The sequence below is a fragment of the Streptomyces albidoflavus genome, assembly GCF_000719955.1.
In the GTDB taxonomy this organism is placed as follows: Bacteria; Actinomycetota; Actinomycetes; order Streptomycetales; family Streptomycetaceae; genus Streptomyces; species Streptomyces albidoflavus.
Genome location: NZ_JOII01000018.1, coordinates 25,866 through 46,503, shown reverse-complemented (window position 1 = coordinate 46,503; position 20,638 = coordinate 25,866). Strand labels below are relative to the sequence as shown.

The window sequence follows — 20,638 nt, the reverse complement described above, 5'->3', positions numbered from 1 at the left end:
ATGGGACTCCTCGACGCTCATCTCGTTCCGGCCGTGGACGGGGTGGCCTACGGGCTGCTGCTGTTCGTGGTCGCCTCCGGGCTCAGTCTCGCCTTCGGCACCGCAGGCGTGCTGAACCTCTCCCACGGCATGCTGTACGCGGTCGGCGCCTACACGGGGGCCGAGTTGAGCGACGGGACGTGGGGCGGCCTTCTCCTCGGGCTGGCCGCCGGGACCACTGCCGCCTGCCTGGTGGGGGCGGGGCTGTCCGCGGCCTCGTTCCCGCTGGCGCGGCGCGGGCATCTCGCCCAGGCACTTCTGACCTTCGGTCTCGCCCTGATCGGCGGTGACCTGCTCATCCAGTTCTTCGGGGCGGACGACCTGCCGGTACGCGTACCGGCGGCCCTGGACACCTCGGTGTCGCTGCTGGGCCACCGCTACCCGGCCTACCGGCTCTGCTTCATCGTGATGGCGGTGCTCCTGGCGGCGTTCGGCACCTGGGTGCTGGTCCGCACCCGGGTGGGCGCGGCGGTGCGTGCCGCCGCGGACGACCCGCAGATGCTGGCGGCCACCGGGTACAGCCCGCGGACGGTGCACCTCGGGGTGCTCGCCGCGGCGGGCGCGCTGGCCGGGGCCGCGGGGGTCCTGGGAGCCCCGATCATCGGCCCCGGCCCCGGTACCGCTGAGACCGTGCTGATGCTCTCCCTCGTGGTGGTCGTCCTGGGCGGCCTGCGCTCGCTGTGGGCGACCTTCTTCGCGGCGATCGGCGTCGGCGAGGTCCAGACGCTCGGGGTCTCCGTGGCACCGGGCCTCGCCCCGTACCTGCTGTTCGCCGCGATGGCGGCGGTGCTGGTGCTGCGTTCCCGGTTCGCGGAACCGGCCACCGGGCACAGCACGGACGGACCCGTCCCGGACCCGCTGGGCCGGCTCGTCGGCCGCGTCGGCGCAGGCCTGCGCCGGGTGATGCGCTCCGCCCGGCCGAAGACCCGGTCGGCGTCGCCGCCGGGGCGTGGCCGACTTCCGTCCGGCGCCGCCTGGCGGCGGGCGGCACCCCTGCTCGTCCTGTGCGTGGCGCTGGTGGCCCTGCCGGGGCTGCTCGACGCGTACACCATCTCGCTGGCCGGGTCGGCGCTGGCGCTGGGGCTGCTCGCCGTCAGCGTCACCGTCCTCACCGGCTACGCGGGGCTGCCGACGCTGGGCCAGACCGCGCCCTTCGCCGTCGGCGCGTACACGACGGCCAATCTGGCGGCCGCCGGCTGGACCGTGGGCCCCGTGCAGATCCTGCTCTCGGCGCTCGCCGCCGCGGTGTTCTCCGCCGTCACCGGGCCCGCCGTGATCCGGGCCCGCGGCACGACCGTGCTCATGATCACGCTGGCCGTCGGCGAGCTGACGAGCGCCGCCGTCAACCAGCTCAAGTCCGTCACGGGCGGCGCCGACGGCCTCGTCGGCTTCCCGGCCACGCAGGCGCTCTGGGGCGGGGAGGACCTGTTCGAGGAGAGCGAGCTGTACACCTACGCGCTCGTCGTGGCGGCCGTCGCGGTCGCCGCCACGCTCCTGGTGCTCCGCTCCCCGGCGGGGAAGCTGCTGACCGGGGCGCGCGGGGCGGAGGCGCGGATGCGCGCCTCCGGGCACCCGGTGTGGCGCTACCTGCTGGTGGCCTACATCGGTGCCGGGGCGCTGGCGGGCGTCGGCGGTTCGGTGATGGTCACCGTCCAGCAGTACCTCTCCCCGGCCGACGTGGGCTTCGAGATCGCGGCCTTCGCACTGCTGGCGGCGGTCATCGGCGGGACGACCTCCGTGGTCGGCGCGCTCTTCGGCGCCGGGCTCATCGTCGCCACCCGGGACTGGGTGGCCGGCGCGTGGCCCGGCCACGGGCCGCTGCTGCTCGGGGTGCTGTTCGTCGCGGCCGTGTACCTCCTGCCCCGGGGCCTGGCCGGGCTGCGCGGCACCTCCGGCGAGGAGGAGACCACAACCGCCTCTCCCGGCCCCCGGGACGAGCCACCTGTGGTGTCCGCGCCCTCCCCCGCTCCTGCTCCGAGCCCTGTCGGAAAGGCCGGCCCATGACGCCCACGACGACCGCCGCCCCCACCGGGACGGCGCTGGAACTGACCGGTGTCACCCGCGCGTTCGGCAGCCTCACCGCCGTCGACGACGTGAGCCTGCGGCTCCCTCCGGGGGCCCGGCACGCCGTCATCGGACCGAACGGCGCCGGCAAGACCACCCTGCTCAACCTGATCGCGGGAACCGACCGCCCCGACCGGGGCTCGATCGTGCTGGGCGGGGCGGACGTCACGCGGACGAGCACCGCCCGGCGCAGCCGCGCCGGCATCGCCCGGAGCTTCCAGCAGCCCACGGTGATCGGCGCGTTGACCGTGCTGGACAACGTCGTGCTGGCGGGCTGGCCGCACGGCGGCCTCGGTGCGGCGTGGCGCCGGCCCGCGCGCCTGCGGGAGCGGGCGGCGGCGGCCGGCTCCCACCTGGAGGCCGTCGGGCTGGCCGACGCCGCGCACTGGCCGGCCTCCCGGCTCTCCCACGGGCAGCGGCGCATGCTCGACCTGGCCGCCGCGCTGGCGGGCGAGCCCCGGCTGCTGCTCCTGGACGAGCCGGCGGCCGGGCTGACCGACGGCGACATCGGGCGGCTGCTCACCCTCCTCGACTCCCTGCCGCAGAGCGTCGCGGTGATCCTCGTCGAGCACCACGTCGAGGTCGTCGCGCACTTCGCGCGGACGGTGACCGTCCTGGCGGCCGGACGCGTCCTGGTCACCGCGCCGACCGGGGAGGCGCTCGCCCACCCGTCGGTCCGCGACGCCTACCGCGGCACCGTCACCGGGACCGCGCCCGACCCGAAGACCGGAAGGTGACCACGCCATGCTCGAAGTGACCGGCCTGACCGCGGGCTACCACGGCGGCACCGTGCTGCACGGGCTCGACCTCTCGGTCCCCGCCGGCACGGTGCACGCGGTCGTGGGGCACAACGGCGCGGGCAAGACGACCCTCGTCCACTCCGTGGCGGGTCTGCTGCGTCCGGGCTCCGGCACCGTGCGGCTCGGCGGCCGGGACGTGACGGGGCTGCCCGCGCACCGGATCGCCCGTGCGGGGATCGGCCTGGTGCCGCAGGGCCGCAGGGTGTTCGCGGGGCTCACGGTCGCCGAGCACCTGCGGCTCTCCCACCGCCCGCCGCCCTCCGGCGGCGCCTCGCGCCCCAGCGTGTGGACGCCCGCGCGGGTCCTGGAGCTGCTGCCCCGGCTCGGCGAGCGGCGCGGCCACCGCGGTGCCAGCCTGTCCGGCGGTGAGCAGCAGATGCTGGCGCTGGCGCGAGCCCTGCTGGCCTCGCCGAGCGTGCTGCTCCTGGACGAGCCGACCGAGGGCCTGGCCCCCGCCCTGGTCCAGCAGGTGTACGACCTGGTCACCACCTTGGCCGGGGAGGGGATCGCGGTCCTGCTGGTCTCCCCGAGTCCGGCGCAGGCGATCCGCTGCGCCGACCGTCTCACGGTGCTCACCTCGGGGCGGGCGGTCCTGCGCTCGGACGGCGACCAGGCACGTGCCGACCCCACGGCGCTGAACGCCGCGCTCGAACTGGCCCCGGCGAAGGGCTGAGACGCCGGACGGGGCCCGGGTGCCCGCGCACACGTGAGGGGCGGCGGCCGGACTCCGGCCGCCGCCCCTCACGTACGACGCCCTCGGTCAGCTGGACTTCAGGCTGTGTCCGCCGAAGCCGCTGCGCCGGTCGGAGCCGTTGTTCTGCTCCTGCCACCACGCGTCGAACTCGGCCTGGCCCATCGCGGACCAGTCGGGGGTCTCCTCGACCTGGGCACTGCCCATCCGGCGGGCGAGTCCCACCATGGCCGTGCCGACGGGACCCCGAGCCGCGTGGTACCCCTCCAGGATCTCCTTCCAGCTCTCCCCGGCCACCCAGGCGGCTTCCAGCGCGGTGGCGTCCTGGAGTGCCTTCACACTGCCTGCGCCGAGGTGCGGCCGGGCCACGCTCGCGGCGTCCCCGATGAGCACCATCCGGTCGGTGGCGTAGTGCGGCACGTCCAGGTCGTAGATGGGCTGGATGAAGGTGGTCTCGGCCGGGGTGGAGAGGAGCTTGGCGGCCCAGAAGGGCGGGAAGTGCTCTGCCACCAGGGCGCGCAGGTGCTCCGTCAGTTCCGCGTTGAGCCGGCCCGGCGGCAGGGACGTGGGGGTCCGCAGGTCGGGGTGGAGGCCGTCGATCCGCGGGGGTGCCGTGTAGAGCACCCAGTTGAGGCGGTGGCCGCCGGAGCCGTCCGGGATGCGGTAGGCCATGCAGTGGCCGCCGGGGAAGGTGATGTTGTGCGCGTCGAGCCCGTCCGAGGGAAGACCGGAGACGTCCGGGGAGGTCCCGCGCCAGCCGATGTAGCCGGCGTACGCGGCGCCGGTGCCCGGGTACATGGCCTCACGGACCACGGAGCGGTAGCCGTCGGCGCCTATGACCAGGTCGAAGCGTTCCGGCTCGCCGTCGGCGAGACGTACCGTGACCCCGTCGGCGTCCTGCTCCACCGCTTCCACCTTGGCGCCGGCCCGGTAGGTGGCGGTCTCGGGCACCCGGCGGCGCAACTCGCTCCACAGCGAACCCCAGTTGTAGGCCCGGAAGGGGAACGGCTGGGTGCCGATGGCTCTGCCGTGCTCGGCGTCGCCGTCGCGCACGCTCCACACCCTGCGGTTCAGCGGCGCCCACGGCATCTCGTCCGCCATGTAACCGGCGTCGCGCAGTTCGGCGTACCGGGCGTCGTGGACACCGATGCCCACTCCCCTGTCGCGGAGTCGCGCGTCGGCGCGTTCGAAGACGGTGATCCTCTCCGCCCCGCCGCGCGACGCCGCCAATGCGGCGGCGCATCCCGCGATACTGCCGCCGACGACGGCGACACTGCCTCCACGCATACTGACTCTCCACTTCTTCGCGTGCTGGTGCCCTTTCCGGACTTTTCCGCAGGGGCGCGTCGGAACGGCGATCCGCCGTCCCCGACTTGTCCGCCCTTTCCTGCGGTGAGGACACCCGCGAAACCCTATCGAGGTGGGTGCCGGGCATGTCGAGGGCATTCGCCGGTCCGTCAGGCCGCCCTGGACGCAGGCGTATACGCGGGGCCTGGCGCATTCACCGTTCCCGGCGCGGAAGGGCCGGCCTCTCCGGACCGTACACACGGTTCGCGACGCCGCGATGCACACGAGATCATTTCTTCCCGCATCCGCTTTCCTCACATGCCTTGCAGGGAAATGTCCGGGTGCTGCCGAAAAGGAGAGCGGGTGGGCGAATGGCGAATGCCGGGCGGCATGGAGGAAATGGGCGATCGACCGTCCGCCCGAGGACTCCTGCGCGAGCGGCGGAACGGAGCGCCCCGGCGCCGCCGCCCCGTCAGAGCGGGGAGCCGGGAAGTGCCTGGTAGATCTCCGCGAGCCGGGTCACCGAGTGATGGGCCGCCGGGAACTCACGGTCGTCGATGCCGGTGACGGGACGGACCCCGACGGCGGCGTTGGTCGCGAAGACCGCCTCGACGGAGTCGAGGTCCGCGAGGCCGACCAGTTCGGTGGGACCGTCGGTGGCCCGCCGCAGCAGCTGCCGGGTCGTGCCGGCCAGCACCTCCCCGCCGGGCCAGACCACCTCGCCGTCGCGCACCAGGCCGATGTTCCAGGTGCCGCCCTCCAGGATGTCGCCGTCGGGGCCCGTGAACAGCACGTCGTCGTAACCCGCCCGTTGGGCCTGCCTGCGCAGCCGCAGGGTGGGACAGAGGCCGACCGACTTCACCTCTGGGAGGTCTCGGCGGTGGACCACCGAACGTACCCGCAGTGGACCGGGGGGCCTGTCGGGGGCGGGCCGGGAGGTCACCAGGATGCCCGGCCGGGCGTCGGCGGCGATGTTCCCCAGGTTCAGCGCCGGGTCGAAGACGGTGACACGGACGGTGGCCCGGCCGTCTTCCGGTGCCGCCCGGCGGGCGAGCTTCCGCACCCGGTCCGGGTCGAGCGCCGCGTCGAAGAGGGTCCGGCAGTCGCGGATGAGGCGTTCCAGGTGGAGGTCGAGCCCGCGCACCCGGCCGTTCTCGACGAGCAGCGTGGTGAAGTGGCCGTAGTTGGTGAGGGCGAGCGAGGCCAGCGCCTCGGGCCCGGCGGGTTCCCCGTCCAGTTCGATCATGACGTCACCCTGTCACTGTGACCGCCGTACCGTGCGCGGAGCGCGCGACGGGGACGAGCGGGGGTGCGGACCGGCGGCCGGGATGCCGCCGGCGGGGCACACGGTGTACGGATCACTTGATGAAGTCCTCGACGACCTTCGGCGGCCAGGTGCCGACCTTGAGGACGCCCATGGAGTAGGCGCGGGAGACGAGAGCGGCACGGTTGGGCACCTTGAGCTTCCGCAGCAGCCCGGTGACGTGGTACTCCACGCCCTGGCGGCTGAGGTAGAGGCGCGAGGCGAGCGGGATGGTCGAGACCCCGGCGGCTATGCCCTCCAGGATGCGTGCGTCGATCTCGCTGAGGAGCTTCTTGCGGGGCGCCATGACGTCCGCGTCCCCGGCCTCCTCCTCCGCGGCATTCATCACCACGAGGATCGCGGCCACGTCGGGCGTACGGCCACCGCGTACCGCGAGCGCGTTCAGCGGCAGCGTGGACGCCGTGCGTTCCTGGTCGACCGCGATGACCTCGGTGGCGAAGCGGTGCCGCTTGCCGTCCAGCATCCGCGCGAACTGGTGCATGAGGGGCTGCTGGACGCTCGGGTGGACGAGGTCGCAGAAGCGGCTGCCGCAGAGTTCGGAGGACGAGCCGCCGAAGCGGCGCTCGAACTCCTGGTTGACCTGCTGGATCGTGAGAGACGGGTCGAGGCAGGCGACATAGGCACCGGCCCGGTCGAACCCGTCCGCGAGAACGGCGGCCCGTTCCGGCGAGCCTGCCGGGTCGGCCGCCGGCGCGGGATCCATGAGCGTGCTGTGGGGGGTGGCGGGCATCAAGGAACTCATAGCCTTTCATCGTTTCGCATTACGGGGGTGGGGTGGCGCGGCCCGCGCTCAGGAAAAGGCGACCGCGCCCAGGGCCCTTGAGTAAGGGCCAGCGACGAGAAAGAAGATGTTTTGGATCCTACGAAAGCGGCTATCGGCGGTCAACGCGGTCCAGGGCTGACCGGCCAATACTGTGGTAGCCCCTTCGGTAGGTACGGTCCCGTACCGAAGAGGTTCGGGCGGGGAGGGTTCGGTGTGCGTACCTCACCGCCCCGCACCGCGTCCACCTGCGAAGAAGGGTCGAATTCGGGCGCCGTTCCCCGCCCCGGGGGCCGGACGGCCCTAGCCGTCCCCGCACCGTGGTCCCGCACACCGCGGAAATGGTGACGAACGTTCATCCAGATTTCCCGGCCCGGGGCGCAAACGACATTCTGGGGGACGCCGGATGTCCTGGCCGCACCATGGCCGGAAAACAAGGACGCCCGGGGTCCTTCCGCGAATATGCGGCGGAAGGAGCCCGGGCGTTTCCCTCGGCGCGTATCAGTCGGCGGTGCCCGCGTATTCCGCGCGGGAGAAGAGGACGATCAGTTCCCGGCGGCCGGAGATGCCCAGCCGCCGGTAGGCGTGGGTCAGGTGCTTCTCCACGGCGCGCGAGCTGACCCCGAGGGCGCCGGCGATCTCCTGGTTGGTCAGCCCCCGGCAGGCCAGCCCCACCACGCGGCGCTCGGTCGGGGTGAGCACGTCCTCCGGCGTGGCCGGCGGGCCGGAGCGATGACCGGCACCCCGGGCCGCTCGTTCGGCCAGCCCGGGGGCGCCGCACGAGGTGGCCAGGGTGGCGGCCTCCCGGGCGAGCGCCTCGGTCTCGGCGCCGCCGCCCAGGCGTTCGGCGAGGGTGGACAGGGCGCGGGCCAGTTCGAGCTGGTTGGCGGAGCCACGCAGCACGGTGACGGCCTCGCGCAGCAGGCCGATGCCCCGGCCGCCGTCCTCCAGGCGGCCGAGCAGCCGCAGCGCGCGGCCCACCCCGACGGGGGCGCCCCACTGCTCGGCCCGCGCGTACTCCTCCTCGGCGAGGCTCCGGGCGGTGCGGATGTCACCCAGGCGGCGGTGGACGCCGACGGCCCAGGGGCGCCAGGGGAAGAGCACCGGGTTGTGCCAGCCGGCGGCTTCGAGCTGGCGGCCGCAGGAGTGCAGCGAGTCGAGGGCCCCGGTCTGGTCGCCCGCGGCGATCTCCCGGGTGGCCTCCAGCAGGCGCAGGATCCCGGTGAGGGTCAGACCCTGCGGCCGGATGCGGCTCGCGCGCCGCAGCACCTTCTCGGCGAGCGAGGGGTCGCGGGACTCCAGCGCGACGATCGCGTGCGTCATCGTCGCCGCGGTGTCCAGGCCCTGATGGGCGGGCTCCGTCATCCCGAGGGCCGTCTCGGACTGCTCGCGGGCCTGGGCGAGCCGGCCGCGCCCGAGGTGGACGAGGGCCTGCTCGATGTGGACCAGGGCGTTGGCGGGGGTGGTACCCCGCTCGTTGGCACGGTGCTCGACGGCGAGCCAGGAGTCGACGGCCTCCACCGAGTCGGCGGCGATCATCGTGATGATCGCCAGCGGGAGGGTGGAGTGGATGCGGGCGGAGGTGGCGGGCTCGCGGTCCAGGACGCGCCCGGCGAGGCGCACCACCTCGGAGGCGGGCAGGTGACAGCCGAGGGTCGCGGCACCGAGCAGCGCGATCGTCAGCTCCCGCTCGCCTCCGGTGTCCACCGGGGGCTCGGGGCCCAGTTCCTTCAACCGGTGCGCGGAGGCGGCGAGTTCGTGGGGGTCCTCGTGGCCGCAGTGGCGCAGCCTGGCTTCCAGACGGAGCGCGAGATCGCGGTCGGTGCCGGTGAGCCCGTCGGCGGGTCCGAGGTCCTCGGCGGCCTGGCGCAGCAGGTCGACGGCGGTGAGCGGGGCGGGGCCCAGCGCGGTCGGGGAGATGCGCAGGGCGGCGACGGCCCGGTCCCGGGGTTCGGGGAGCAGGGTCATGGCCTGGGCGATGTGGCGTTCGCAGGCGAGGGGGTCGAACCCTCTCTCCGCGGTGCCCAGTTCGACGAGGAGGCGGCCGCGGCCGACGCCGGCCGCGGGGCTGTCCAGCAGGGCGCGGCACAGGTAGCCGGCGGCGGTGTCGGGGGCGCCGCGGCGCAGCGCGGTGTCGGCGGCGGCGCGCAGCACGTCGACGGCCCACGGCTGGCGCCGGGTGACGACGGCCATGAGCTGGGCGGCGACCTGTTCGGCCGGGGAGCCGGCGGCGTAGAGGAGGGCGGCGGCCTCGTCGTGCATCCGCTCCCGCTGGACCATGGTGAGGGTGGACTCGGCGGCGTCGCGGACGGACCGGTGGATGAAGCGCGGTTCGTCGGGGGCGGCGAGGGCGCCGAGCGCGCCGAGCGCGCGCAGGGCCCCCGCGTAGCCGATCGAGTCGAGCCCGGCCAGCCGGGCCAGGGTGGGCGCGTCGCTCTGTTCGCCGAGGATGGCGATGGCGGCGGCGAGGTCGCGGACCGGGGCCGGCTGGGTGCGCAGGATGCTGGCGAGCCGTTCGCGCAGTTGGGAAGGGCGCAGCCGGCGTGCGGTCTCGGCGTGTTCGGCGAGCGGGCGGCGGCCGAGGAAGCCGGTGCCGACGAGGATCGACAGCAGGAAGAGCGGGTTGCCGACGGACGCCTCGTGGCAGGCCTGGACGAACTCGTCGTCGCCCGACTCGCCGAAGTGCTCCCGGACCAGCTCGTGGGTGGCCGTCAGGCTGAGGGAGGCGGGGCGCAGGGTCTGGGTGGCCGCCTCGCGGATCTCGCGGACGAGGGTGTGGTGGCTGCGGGGGTCCCCGTCGCGCAGGGCGCAGACGACGACGGCCCGCAGTCCGTGCAGCCGCTTGGCGAGGTAGGTGAGCCAGCGCAGCGAGGGCACGTCGGACCACTGCAGGTCGTCGACGAGGATGAGCAGGCGGCTGTCGGCACTCACGTTGGCGAGCAGCGAGAGCAGTCCGTGCAGCACGGCCTCGGTGGCGGCGATGGCCTGGTCGGCCCCGGGCGGTGCGGCGTCGTCGGCCAGGACGTGGCGGGCGAAGGAGGCGTGCGCGTCCATCCAGCGGTCCCGGGCGTCCTCGGGCGAGTCGCCGAGCAGCGTCTCGAAGAGCTGCCGTACGACTCCGAAGGCGAAGTCCTGTTCCATGGGGGCCGCGTGGGCCCGCAGCACCCGGACGTCGTCCCGGTCGTCGGCCAGGCAGGACAGCCGCTGCAGGAGGGCGGAGCGGCCGATGCCGAGGGGGCCGGTGAGGAGGACGAGGGAGGACCTGCCTTCGGTCGCGGCGCCCAGGGCGGCGTCGACCAGGGCGATCTCGGTGGTGCGCTCCAGCAACATGCGATCAGCTGCCCTCCGCTTCTTGTACGAGTGCGCGCAGTTCCTCACGTCCGCGGATGCGGAGTTTGCGGTAGACGCCGCTGAGGCGCAGCTCCACGGCGCGCGTGGTCACGGCGAGTTCCGTGGCGATCTCCCGGTTGCCCAGGCCCTGGGCTGCGAGGGCCGCGGTCTCCCGTTCGACGGTGGTCAGGCCGTGCCAGACGGCCGCGTCGTGGCCCGGGGCCTTCGCGGTCCGCCGGCCGGTCAGCACCGCCGGGCGCGGGCCGGGGGGCCTGGCCGCCGCGGAGGGGACGTGCGGACCGGGGGGTGGGGCGACCGGCGGGAGCACCGTGGCGGCCGGGCCGAGGGCGACGGCGGTCCGGCGCTCGTTCTCCTCGCGTTCGGCGGCGGCCAGTTCGATGACGGCCCGGGTGTAGGCGGTGCGGGCCGATGCCGCGCTGAGGGTGGTGACGGCGGCGCGGAGGTTTTCGACCCGGTTCTCCTCGGTGACGACGGCGAGGCTGAGCTGGGCGCGGCCGAGCGGGGCGGCGGCGCCCCAGCGGCGGGCGAGGCGGACTTCCTCGTCGACCAGCCTGGCGGCCTCCTCGGTGTCGCCGAGGGTGTGGGCGGCCTCGGCGGCGAGGGAGCGCCAGGGCTGGACGGCGGGGTTGGCGCAGCCGTGCCGCAGGAGCCAGCGACCGCAGGCGCGGAAGTGTTCCCTGGCCTGGTGGGGCTCGTCGTCCGTGCGGGCCAGCACCCCCCGGGCGAAGAGCAGTTGGGCGGTGGTGGCGCTCTCGTGGGCGAGCGGCGGCAGCGGCCGGGCGGCGGTCTCGCGGGCCCGTTCGGTGTGGCCGTTCTGCAGATCGGTGATCATGCTCAGGGCGAGCCAGTACGGGAGGAAGAGCGGGTGGAGGCGGTCCAGCGGGAGTTCCGCCTGGGCGGCGGCCAGGTCACGGGCGGCGGCGTCGGGGCGGCCGTGGCGGATGTGCAGCTCGGCGCGGACGGTGAGGATGTGGGCGACCGAGATCGCCGCGCGCTCCCGGTGGGACTCGTCGAGCAGGGCACCGAGGTGGTTCTCCGCCTCGTCGCCGTCGTCGGTGAGCAGGAGGGCGCGGCAGCCGAGCAGCCGGGGTACGACGAGGAGCGGGCGGCCGGTGGCGGCGGGGACGAAGGCGGAGCGGGCGAGTCTGCGTACTTCCTCGCGGTGGACGCCGGCCACGCCGTGTTCCCAGGCCCAGACCCCCGCGACGGCCGGGTTGTGCACCGCGTCGGGCAGGGCGGGGACGGGGAGGACGTCGAGGTCGGCGTCGTCGTGGCGGAGGAAGGAGGCGACGCGGCACAGGACGGTCAGTTCGTGCCGTTCGGCGACGGCCGGGTCCTCGTCCGGTCCGGCGGTGTCCGGTCGTCCTGCGGCCTCGGGGCCGGGCGAGCGGGGGGCGTCGTGGGCGCGGGGGGTGCCGGGAAGGCCCGGCGCGGCGGATCTTCTACCGCCCGGCCCGGTGGCGCCGGGCGGGGTGCCCGCGTAGGGGCGGTGAGGGACGAGGTGGGTGCGGGGAGTCGAGGGGGGCTTCGCCTCGGGCGGGAGGGCCGGGGCGCCGGTCGGGCCACGTCGTGGTTCGGGGGCGGCCGGGGCCGAGTCGATGGCTCCGGCGAGGGCGTGGCGGGCCGCGCGGGTGTCTCCGCCGAGGAGGCACAGGTCGGTGGCGCGGGCCCGCAGTCCGGCGCCGGGGCCGGGCCGGGTGGCCCGGATGAGCCCGCCCAGGCGGCGTTCGGCGGCCGTGGGGGCGGTGACCATCTCCACGGAGGCCAGCTGGAACTCGATCCGGGCGCGGTCCTCGGCGGCCATTGGTTCGTCCAGGGCGCGTGCGAGGTAGGCGACGGCGAGGTCGCGGCGGCTGCCGCGCAGCGCGGAGGTGAAGCCCCGCCGCAGGGTGTCGACGGCCCAGGGGTCGCCGACGGGGCGGGCCAGCAGCAGCAGGTCGGCTATGCCCTGGTCGTCGGCGGCGACGCGCTGGGCGAGCCCGGCGGCGCGTGCGTACAGCTCGGCCCGGTCCGCTGCGGGCATCTCCTCCAGGACGCGGGCGCGTACGACGGCGTCCTGGACCCGGGGGTGGCCGTCGCGCAGGGTGGTCAGGCCGCTGGCCGCCAGGGCGGCGCGCAGGCGGGACTCGGAGACGGAGTGCGGTCCGGCGAGCGTGCAGACGAGGGGGAAGTCGAGGAGGTCGCCGCAGACGGCGAGGGCGCGCAGGGCGTCGACGGCGGCCGGGTCGCGCAGGTCGCTGAGGGCGCGGGTGGCGTGGTCGCCGACGACCTCCGCGGTCAGGGCGCGCAGGGGGTCGATCCGGTCGGCCCGGGGACTGTGCCCCGCGCGGGCGAAACGGTCCAGCACGTCGTGGACGACGGCCGGGATGCCCCGGGTCGCCTCGGCGAGGGCCTCGGTGAAGGCGGGGTCCCCCGGGGCGCCGAAGGCCCGCAGGACGGCGGTGGCGGTGCCGCCGGAGGTGAGGGGCGGCAGCGCCAGCTCGATGGTGGTGGCCAGTCCGGTCAGGGGGGTGCCGACGCTCCACTCGGGCCGGGTCAGGGCGGTGCCGGTGGTGCTGGTGAGCAGGGCGACCGGGGCGCGGGGCAGCCGCCGGGCGAGGGCTTCCAGCCAGCGCAGGGAGGCCGGGTCGAGCCACTGGGTGTCGCGTACCACGAGCAGGGTGGGCCGGTCGCGGACGGCGCTGAGCAGGCCGTTGAGGCCCGGCAGCCCGCCGGGCTGCTCGTCGGTGAGGAAGAGGCGCGGGGCGAGTGCGCGGTTCTCCTCCGCGAGGAGCTGGGCCACCACGCCGTACCGCACCTCGTGTTCGGCGGGGGTGGCGTGGGCGCTGAGGACGCGCAGTCCGGCGTCGGTGGCGTACGCGGCCGCCCAGCGCAGCAGATCGTTCTGGCCGAGCCCCGGTTCTCCGGTCACCGTCACCACCGCGGGACGGCCGGATCCGAGCTCGCCGATGACGGCGGAGAGGGCGGCCAGTTCGCGGTCGCGCTCCAGGAGCGGGAGCTCGATGGGCGGCATGTGAAGATCATACATTTGCGCAGTGCAGCAGGTGGGCGTCTGTAACCCACTGTTCTTCCTATGGATTTCTCCGCTTCGCATGTCCCGGCCGCCTCTCCGCAGCCGGCCGGGCGGTGGCGCCGGCCTCGCGCAGGGCCTCGGTCAGATCGGCCCGGCGGGCGACTCCCAGTTTCCGGTAGACGCTGGTGAGGTGGAGTTCCACGGTCCGCACGGTGACGAAGAGGGATTCCGCCACTTCGCGGTTGCCGGCGCCCGAGGCGACCAGCCCGGCCACGGTGCGCTCGGTGCCGGTGAGCATGTCCAGCGGTGAGGCGGTGACCTCGCGCATCCGCCCGCCGGCCGCGATCAGCTCGTCGCGGGCGCGCCGGGCGAGGGCGACGCACCCGCACCGCCGGGCCAGCCCGACGGCCTCCCGTAGATGCTCCCGGCCCTCCCGCACGGCCCCGTCCTCCACCAGGGCGCGTCCCAGCAGCAACAGGCCGCGGGCGTGCCCGCTCCGCGCGGGCGAGTCCGCCAGCAGGGCGACCGCCTCCCGCAGCGCCCCGGTGCGCGCCGTGCCGCGCGCCGCCGCGCCCCGGGCGAGCGCGGCGTACCCCAGGGCACGGCGGGTGCCCCAGCGTTCCGCGAGCCGGGTGCCGTGCGCGGCGGCCCGCCCCGCCTCCTCGCCACGTCCGGCCTCGCCCAGCAGACAGGCCGTCTCCAGCCACCACGGCGCGAGGACCGGGTTGGTGAGTCCGGCCTCCGCCATCGAGGCGCCGCAGGACCCGAAGACCTCCAGGGCTCCGTCCAGGTCGCCGTCGGCGGCAAGCGCCCGGCCACGCGCCATCAGGTACCAGTGGTACTCCCAGACGAAACGGTCCAGGTGGGGGCGTTTGATGGCGTCCAGCGCCTCCAGCGCGCGCCCCGGATCACCCCGCTCGGTGAGGACGGAGGCGTACGCCGTGTGCGGCATCGTGGCGGTGTCGCCCCAGCGTTCCTGGCCGAGGATCTCCAGCGCGGTCTGCGCGTCGGCCATCGCGTCCGACACCGCCCCGTTCTCCAGGCGGAACAGCGACCGGGTGGAGAGCGCGAGCACGTACGTCCAGACCGCGGCGGTGTCGCCGCTGCCGCGCAGCACGGTCTCCAGGACCTCCTCGGCGGCCTCGTTCTCGTCGGCCAGCGACAGGGCGAGCGAGGTGGGCAGCAGTGACCAGACGCCCAGCGGAACCCCGGGGGCGCGCAGCGCGCGGCGGGCCCGGCCCACGGTCTCCTCCGCTCCCCCGCCCTCGGCGGCGGAGAGCACACTCAGCATGGCGAGTTGCTGACGTTGGGCGGGGGTGTCCCCCGGCTGTGGGGTGAGGCCGTCGGTCCGGCGCAGGATGTCGGGCAGGGTGGCCTTCTCGTCGGAGCCTACGATCAGCAGAGCCGACTCCGTGAGGGTGCGCAGTTCACGGTCGGCGGGTTCGGGCTCGGGACCCAGCTCGGCGTCGAGGGCGTCCAGCGCCTCGGTGAGGGCCCGGGCACCGTCCGGCGACTGCTGCACGGCAAGGCAGGTCAGGCCCAGCTGGACCGCTGTGGCGGCACGGGCGCGGACGTCCGTGGTCAGGGAGTGGGCCTCGTGCAGCAGGGTCACCGAGCGGGCCGGGTCGGTCTCGGCCAGCGCCTTGCCGAGCCGGGAGAGGACGTCGGGGTCCTTCGGCTCGGCCTCACGTACGCGCTCCAGGTAGCGGGCGGCGGCCTCACAGGCGCCGCGCTGTTCGGCCTGGGCGGCGGCGTCCCGGAGCACGGAGACCGCCCAGTCGTCGGGGGTGCCCGGGACCAGCAGCAGCTGCGTGGCGATCTCCTCGGGGGACCGTCCGACGTCGCTGAGGAGCCGGGCGGCGCGTCTGCGCAGGACGGCGACGCCCGACGCGCCGACGGCGTCGAGGACCGCGGCGCGCACCAGGTCGTGGGAGAGCTCCAGGTGGCCGGGGTGGATCAGCCCGGCGTCGCGCAGGATCTCCACGGCCTCCTCCACGTGGACGACGGAGACCCTGCCGAGGGCGGCCAGGTACGTCGGGTCCTCGTCGCCGAGCACGGCCACGGCACGCGCGACCTGGCGCACCCAGTCCGGCTGGTGTTCCAGCACACCCCGGACGGAGGCGGCGACGACCTTCCCGCCGGCCTGGGCGAGGCGTGCCGTCCCGGTGTCGTCGGGGCCCAGTCCGGCGGAGCGCAGGTCGCGCAGGAGCCGGACGATCTCCAGCGGGCTGCCGCCGGTCACGGAGAGGAGGCGGCCGACGAACGACGGCAGGGGGTCCTGCTCCGGGAAGGAGTGGGCGGTCAGCTCCGCCACCTCGGCGGTGTCCAGCGGGCCGAGCCCGAGTGAGGCCGGCAGGTGGTGGGCGACCAGGTCGGCGAGGGCGTCGGGAGCGGTGAGGCCGGTGCCGGTGCGGTGGGCGGCGACGACGAGCAGCGGCAGGCCGTCCGCGCGGCGCAGCAGGAAGTCGAGCCAGCGCAGGGACCGCTCGTCGCACCAGTGGACGTCGTCGAGGACGAGCACCAGGGGGCCGTCCGCCATGAGGTTGGCCGCGAGCCAGTACAGGCCCTGGAGGACGGAGAAGGTGCTGCCGGGGTCTGCGTCCAGCTCCCCGGGGTCGGCGGCGAGGGCAGGCAGCGCGCGCCGGGCGCCGCCGGCGAGGAGCGGCGAGGTACGGCCCTTGCGGCCGGTCAGGCCGAGTCCGCCGAACAGGGCGCGGACCCCGCTGTAGCCCGTGGCGACGTCGACGGCGCGGCAGGAGCCGTACAGGGTGGTCATGCCGGCGAGGGGGCCGTCCTCGGCCAGGGCGGCGCGCAGCAGGGCGGTCTTGCCGATTCCGGCGGGGCCGTCCAGGAGCACCAGGCGGGGTCTTCCCGCGCGGGCGGCGTCCGCGTGCCGGGCGAGGACGTCGAGCTGGTGGGCCCGGCCGACGAGGGGCGGGGCCGGGGGCACGGCACGGGACCGGTGAGGCACAGGGCTCTCCCTCGCGTCGGACGGGGCCAGGGACGGCGGCCCGGCAGGACCGGAACGGCCCGGGGCGGCGCCCCGGGACCGGTCACCTGCCCCACCGGACCCACATCTACGCATACCCGGGTGGCCGGCGCAGCGGCCCGGCGCCGAATCTAAGGATTTCCCCGGTGCCGGACGTGAGATCAAGTGGTGGTGCGGTCGGGGCCGCCCCTGTCCGGCCCGGCCGGCGGGCGGCATCCGCCACCGCCCCGCGCCCGTCCGCGCGTGACCGGCGGGCCGCGACGACTGTCGCCGTCACTTCGTGAAAGGGCTCCCATGGACTCCGCCGCCCGGCCGATCCTCTTCGTCAGTCTCCCCGAGAGCGGGCTGCTCAACCCGTTGCTGGTGCTGGCCGGGGAGCTTGCCCGGCGCGGTGTGCCGGACCTGTGGTTCGCCACCGACGAGCACCGGCGCGAGGAGGTGGAGGCGCTCTCCGACGTCTCCAAGGTGTCGTTCGCCTCGCTGGGCGAGGTGGTCCCCGAACTGTCGGCGGTGACCTGGGACGACGCGGTGTACCGCGAGGTCACCCAGTCCTCCCGCTTCAAGGCCCACCGCGCGGTCGTCCGGCAGTCCTACCGGCCCGCGCTCCAGGCGCGCAAGTACCGCGAGCTGGAGCAGGTCGTCGACGAGGTCCGGCCGGCGCTGATGGTCGTCGACTGCGTCGCGGGCTTCGGCGTCGACCTGGCCCTGGCCCGGGGCATCCCGTACGTGCTGAATGTGCCGTTCGTCGCCAGCAACGTCCTGACCTCGCACAACCCGTTCGGTGCCTCGTACACCCCCAAGAGCTTCCCGGTGCCCAACTCGGGGCTGCCCGCGCGGATGTCGGTGCGGCAGAAGCTGGCCAACACGCTGTTCAAGTGGCGGACGCTCGGCATGTTCCTGCACCCGGACATGGCGGCACTGCTGCGCGAGGACGCCGCGATACGCAAGGAGCTGGGCATCGCCCCGCCGAACGCCATGACCCGGGTCGACGAGGCCGCCGCCGTGGTGTGCTCCTCCGTCGCGGAACTGGACTACCCCTTCGACATCCCGGACCGGGTGAGCCTGGTGGGCGCCGTGCTGCCGCCGCTGCCCGAGGCACCGGACGACGACGAGGTCACCAGGTGGCTCGACGCGCAGTCGTCGGTGGTCTACATGGGCTTCGGCACCATCACCCGCCTCACCCGCGAGGAGGTCGCGGCGCTGGTGGAGGTGGCCCGGCGGATGTCCGGCACCCACCAGTTCCTGTGGAAGCTGCCCAAGGAGCAGCAGCACCTGCTGCCCGAGGCCGGGTCGCTGCCGGACAACCTGCGGGTGGAGAGCTGGGTGCCCTCGCAGCTCGACGTGCTGGCCCACCCGAACGTCTCCGTCTTCTTCTCGCACGGCGGCGGCAACGCCTACCACGAGGGCGTCTACTTCGGTAAGCCGCAGGTCGTGCGGCCCCTGTGGGTGGACTGCTTCGACCAGGCGGTCCGGGGCCGCGACTTCGGCATCAGCCTGACCCTGGACAAGCCGCACACCGTCGACCCCGACGACGTGGTGGACAAGCTGACCCGGGTCACCTCCGACCCCGCCTTCCGTACCGAGGCCGAACGCCTGGGCGCCCTGCAGCGGGCGGCCGGAGGCCGTGCGGCCGCCGCCGATCTCGTGACCGGCCTGCTCCCGGCGGCATGACAGCGGCCGCGCCCGAGGCCGCCTGACCCATCGACCGACAGCAGCGAGGACCCCATGGCCTTCACCCATCCCGTCTCCCGGCCCGCTCTGGACGGCCGGGAACTGGAGTACGTCTCCGAGGCCGTCTCCGGCGGCTGGATCTCCTCCCAGGGACCGTACGTCCGGCGCTTCGAGGAAGCCTTCGCCGAGTGGAACGGCGTGGCGCACGGGGTGGCCTGCTCCTCCGGCACCGCCGCCCTCACCCTGGCGCTGCGCGCGCTGAACATCGGCCCGGGTGACGAGGTGATCGTGCCGGAGTTCACGATGGTCGCCTCCGCGTGGGCGGTGACCTACACCGGCGCCACCCCGGTCTTCGTGGACTGCGGCGACGACCTGAACATCGACGTCACCCGCATCGAGGAGAAGATCACTCCGCGCACCCGGGCGGTCATGCCGGTGCACGTCTACGGCCGGCGCTGCGACATGGACGCCGTGATGGACCTCGCCCTGCAGTACAACCTGCGGGTGGTGGAGGACTCGGCGGAGGCGCACGGGGTCCGCCCGGTCGGCGACATCGCCTGCTTCTCGCTCTTCGCCAACAAGATCATCACGGCCGGCGAGGGGGGCGTCTGCCTCACCGACGATCCCCGGCTCGCCGAACAGCTGGCCCATCTGCGGGCGATGGCCTTCACCCGCGACCACAGCTTCCTGCACAAGAAACTGGCCTACAACTACCGGATGACGGCCATGCAGGGCGCCGTCGCCCTGGCCCAGACCGAGCGGCTCGACGAGATCCTCGCCACCCGCCGGGAGATCGAGGCCCGCTACGACGCGGGGCTCAAGGACCTGCCCGGCATCACCCTGATGCCTGCCCGCGACGTCCTGTGGATGTACGACCTGCGTGCCGAGCGCCGCGAGGAACTCCGGGCTCACCTGGACGAACGCGGCATCGAGACCCGGCTGTTCTTCAAGCCGATGAGCCGCCAGCCCGGCTACCTCGACCCGGTGTGGCCGACGCTCAACGCCCACCGGTTCAGCGAGGACGGCCTGTACCTGCCCACCCACACCGGGCTGACCGCCGCCGACCAGGAGTACATCACCGGCGCCGTCCGGGACTTCTACCGCGCGGGCTGACCGACGGCCCGTGCAGCGGGCCGCGCAGACCGCCCGCCGCCGGCCCGACCGGGCGCGGCACCAGCCGACGCAGGAAGAGAAACGAGGAGCGGACATGACGACCAGCCCCGGCCCGACGGTGGTCGACTTCCCACGGCGCACGCCCCGGGAACCGCTGCCGCTGTCCCAGTACGCCGAACACCGGAAGCAGAACGGCCTGGTCCAGACCCACCTGCCGAACGGCCGGCCGATCTGGCTGGTGACCCGGCACGAGGACGTGCGCGCGGTCCTCACCCATCCCCGGATCAGCGCCAACCCCGACAACGAGGGCTTCCCCAACGTCGGCGAGACGATGGGGGTGCCCAAGCAGGAGCAGATCCCCGGCTGGTTCGTCGGTCTGGACTCCCCCGAGCACGACCGTTTCCGCAAGGTGCTGATCCCCGAGTTCACCGTGCGCCGCGTCCGTGAGCTGCGGCCGGCGATCGAACGGACCGTGGACGAGCGGATCGACGCGATGCTGGCCGGCGGGAACACCGCGGACCTGGTGAACGACTTCGCGCTGCCCGTACCGTCCCTGGTCATCTCCGCGCTGCTGGGCGTGCCGTCGGCGGACCGGGACTTCTTCGAGTCCCGCACCCGCACGCTGGTCGCCATCCGCACCTCGACCGACGAGGAGCGCGCCGAGGCCACCCGGCAGCTCCTGCGGTACATCAACCGGCTCATCGTCATCAAGAAGAAGTGGCGCGGCGAGGACCTCATCAGCCGCCTGCTGTCGACCGGCAAGCTCTCGGACGAGGAACTGTCGGGCGTCCTGCTGCTCCTGCTGATCGCGGGCCACGAGACCACGGCGAACAACATCGGGCTCGGCGTCGTCACGCTGCTCTCGCACCGGGAGTGGATCGGCGACGACCGGCTCGTGGAGGAGCTGCTGCGCCTGCACTCGGTGGCCGACATGGTGGCCCTGCGCGTCGCCGTGGACGACGTGGAGATCGCCGGCCAGACCATCCGCAAGGGCGAGGGCATCGTGCCGCTGCTCGCCTCCGCCAACCACGACACCGAGGCGTTCGGCTGCCCGCACGCCTTCAACCCGGAGCGCACCGAGCGCCGTCACGTGGCGTTCGGCTACGGCGTCCACCAGTGCCTGGGCCAGAACCTGGTCCGGGTCGAGATGGAGATCGCCTACCGCAAGCTCTTCGAGCGCATCCCGGAGCTGCGGCTGGCCGTGCCCGAGGACCAGCTCGCCTACAAGTACGACGGGATCCTGTTCGGGCTGCACGAGCTGCCGGTGCGCTGGTAGCCGGGCGCCGCCGACGGACCCCCCATCCACCGAGGAGCCAACGATCATGCGTGTCACCGTCGACAGCGAGCAGTGCGTAGGAGCAGGCCAGTGCGTCCTGAACGCGCCGGAGGTCTTCGACCAGGACGACGACGGCGTCGTGGTCCTGCTCCGCGCGGAGCCCGACGAGCGGGACCACGAGGCGGTCCGCACGGCGGGCGATCTGTGCCCGTCGGCCTCGGTCGTCCTCCAGGAGGACTGAACCAGCCGGGTGCGCGGAC

13 protein-coding genes are annotated in these 20,638 nt (G+C 74.4%); 7 read left to right on the top strand and 6 right to left on the bottom strand.

Annotated elements, in window-relative coordinates:
• Genes IF45_RS0119505 through IF45_RS0119495 form a run of 3 tightly spaced genes read left to right on the top strand, consistent with a single transcriptional unit; the run spans nt 1 to nt 3,576 of the window.
• The gene (locus IF45_RS0119505; RefSeq protein ID WP_030308618.1) at nt 1–2,043 is read left to right on the top strand and encodes an ABC transporter permease; all 2,043 of its coding nucleotides are present in this window, start codon (nt 1–3) and stop codon (nt 2,041–2,043) included.
• Nucleotides 2,040–2,840, top strand: a complete 801-nt coding sequence (locus IF45_RS0119500) for an ABC transporter ATP-binding protein (RefSeq protein ID WP_015508331.1) — start codon at nt 2,040–2,042, stop codon at nt 2,838–2,840. The genes IF45_RS0119505 and IF45_RS0119500 overlap by 4 nt, the downstream gene beginning before the upstream one ends.
• A 7-nt stretch (nt 2,841–2,847) precedes the next feature.
• A complete protein-coding gene (locus tag IF45_RS0119495; protein ID WP_010639257.1) occupies nt 2,848–3,576 on the top strand; it encodes an ABC transporter ATP-binding protein in 729 nt (242 codons plus the stop codon).
• 87 nt (nt 3,577–3,663) lie between these two features.
• On the opposite strand, the gene IF45_RS0119490 is transcribed toward IF45_RS0119495, so the two are convergent.
• The 6 genes from IF45_RS0119490 to IF45_RS0119465 form a co-directional block, all read right to left on the bottom strand.
• Nucleotides 3,664–4,881 (bottom strand): FAD-dependent monooxygenase, encoded by a 1,218-nt coding sequence (locus IF45_RS0119490; RefSeq protein ID WP_003946515.1) that lies wholly within the window; start codon nt 4,879–4,881, stop codon nt 3,664–3,666.
• Nucleotides 4,882–5,353: 472 nt separating this feature from the next.
• Nucleotides 5,354–6,127 carry an aminotransferase class IV family protein gene (locus tag IF45_RS0119485; protein ID WP_003946516.1) on the bottom strand — a complete coding sequence of 258 codons (774 nt, stop codon included), beginning with the start codon at nt 6,125–6,127 and terminating at the stop codon, nt 5,354–5,356.
• Between the two features lie 112 nt (nt 6,128–6,239).
• Nucleotides 6,240–6,935 (bottom strand): PAS and helix-turn-helix domain-containing protein, encoded by a 696-nt coding sequence (locus IF45_RS0119480; RefSeq protein ID WP_008408073.1) that lies wholly within the window; start codon nt 6,933–6,935, stop codon nt 6,240–6,242.
• A gap of 531 nt (nt 6,936–7,466) precedes the next feature.
• On the bottom strand, nt 7,467–10,295 hold the full coding sequence (locus tag IF45_RS0119475; protein ID WP_008408076.1) for an ATP-binding protein: 2,829 nt from the start codon (nt 10,293–10,295) through the stop codon (nt 7,467–7,469).
• Nucleotides 10,296–10,299: 4 nt separating this feature from the next.
• On the bottom strand, nt 10,300–13,329 hold the full coding sequence (locus IF45_RS0119470) for a helix-turn-helix transcriptional regulator (RefSeq protein ID WP_023420840.1): 3,030 nt from the start codon (nt 13,327–13,329) through the stop codon (nt 10,300–10,302).
• Nucleotides 13,330–13,387: 58 nt separating this feature from the next.
• Nucleotides 13,388–16,300, bottom strand: a complete 2,913-nt coding sequence (locus IF45_RS0119465; protein ID WP_037638260.1) for a helix-turn-helix transcriptional regulator — start codon at nt 16,298–16,300, stop codon at nt 13,388–13,390.
• A gap of 312 nt (nt 16,301–16,612) precedes the next feature.
• Between IF45_RS0119465 and IF45_RS0119460 the strand changes: the two genes are divergently transcribed.
• The 4 genes from IF45_RS0119460 to IF45_RS0119445 all read left to right on the top strand — a co-directional run bounded on the left by IF45_RS0119460 (nt 16,613) and on the right by IF45_RS0119445 (nt 20,619).
• Nucleotides 16,613–17,989: a glycosyltransferase gene (locus IF45_RS0119460; protein ID WP_023420838.1), complete on the top strand. Its 1,377-nt coding sequence runs from the start codon at nt 16,613–16,615 to the stop codon at nt 17,987–17,989.
• 54 nt (nt 17,990–18,043) lie between these two features.
• A complete protein-coding gene (locus IF45_RS0119455; RefSeq protein WP_030308614.1) occupies nt 18,044–19,102 on the top strand; it encodes a DegT/DnrJ/EryC1/StrS family aminotransferase in 1,059 nt (352 codons plus the stop codon).
• Between the two features lie 94 nt (nt 19,103–19,196).
• Complete coding sequence (locus tag IF45_RS0119450; RefSeq protein WP_003946523.1) at nt 19,197–20,378, top strand: cytochrome P450; 1,182 nt, start codon at nt 19,197–19,199, stop codon at nt 20,376–20,378.
• 46 nt (nt 20,379–20,424) lie between these two features.
• Nucleotides 20,425–20,619, top strand: coding sequence for a ferredoxin (locus IF45_RS0119445; protein ID WP_008414609.1), 195 nt, complete (start codon nt 20,425–20,427; stop codon nt 20,617–20,619).
• The last annotated feature ends 19 nt before the right edge of the window (nt 20,620–20,638 follow it).